General features: G+C 36.8%; 2 protein-coding genes. One reads left to right on the forward strand and one right to left on the reverse strand.

The features are described 5' to 3' along the window. A partial coding sequence (locus AC1DRF_RS27825; RefSeq protein ID WP_477742288.1) for a LysR substrate-binding domain-containing protein occupies window positions 1–378 on the forward strand: 378 nt, incomplete at its 5' end. Window positions 379–491: 113 nt separating this feature from the next. Here AC1DRF_RS27825 and AC1DRF_RS27830 read toward each other — a convergent pair. Further along, a complete protein-coding gene (locus AC1DRF_RS27830; protein WP_477742289.1) occupies window positions 492–1,409 on the reverse strand; it encodes a DMT family transporter in 918 nt (305 codons plus the stop codon). Window positions 1,410–1,414 lie beyond the last annotated feature (5 nt).

Genomic DNA, 1,414 nt, shown 5'->3' on the forward strand with positions numbered 1-1,414 from the left:
ATCGTTGCTTTGAGCGAGCTTAGAGAAGAACYTTTTGTCCTATTCAGCAAAGATTTCTCTCTTCATGATCGCATTATTCATGAGTGCATTCAAGCGGGTTTTCATCCAAAAATAGCGTACGAAAGTTCTCAATGGGACCTAATTATTGAACTAGTCGCTTCTGAATTAGGTATTGCAATTTTACCAAAGTCCGTGTTTCCAAAGATCAATAACCCTTTTATTAAAAGTATTCCAATTGCCGCACCTACTCCAATGTGGGAGCTCGGCATCATTTTGAAAAAAGATCGCTATATGTCATATGCTACACGGGAACTTTTATCCTTTCTCGTCGACCAAGATATCATTTTACCGTCTCATACGATGTCAGCAAACTCTTAACAAAAAAGCCTCTTCTTTCATTAGGAAGAGGCTTTTAGTCATCTTTTATATCTTTCTTCAATCTTTTTTGTCTTGCGATCAACTAAAAACAAGTCAGCAAATGGCGACTTGTTTTACAGCTGCTTTTTGAATAGCACACCTTTTTTTAAATGTACTCCCAAAGCTTCACGATTGGCCATAAACACTCCTATTAAAATAAGAAGGCCTCCGCCAATAATAGAAGGCGTAATAGCTTCATTTAAGACTACATAGCCGATTAACACCGCGATTAAAGGAGATACATACAACCAAGTAGATGGAAAAACCGGATTTGTTTGGGCGATGAGCCAATAATATAAGCCGTGTCCAGCAATTGAACCAACAAAAATTAAATATACAATAGACCATACTGCGTTTCGAGGCATAATAGTTGAAACATGGATCTGCTCTGTACATAAAGATAGCACCAGCAGAAATATTCCCCCGTAAAACATTTGAATACCGTTAATTAAAAATGGTGACACTTCTTTTAGTTCATTTAACAAGGCTTTCGAATAATTGCTGCCTATGCYGTAAAATACCTCTCCTACTATGATAATGATACACCCTAACGTCCACGAATAAGACATAGTGGCTGTCACATTTGGAAATGAAATGCAAATAACACCGGTAAAAGCCAGAAGCAAAGCCAATAACTGCTCTTTTTTTAATTCCATTTTTCTTTGCATCACTTGAATAAGCAATATTATCATTGGGCCAGTAGCAGATAAAACAGCTGCAAGACCCGATGTCACATGTTGTTCTGCCCAATAGAGCGTTGAAAATGTCATAAAGGTCAAACAAAACCCTACCATCATCACTTTTTTTGAAAATAATAACGAGCGTCGAACGTCTTTTTTATATGCAAAGTACGAGATTACTAAGATTCCTGCTAAAAGAAAGCGAGTTCCGGCTGAGAAAAGTGGAGGCATTCCTGCTTCAATCCCTAATTTAATAGTTAAAAATGTCGTGCCGAAAATAAAACAGATAAGTACGTAATTAATAATAATCATATATC

The organism is Priestia sp. P5_B4 (assembly GCF_056400385.1).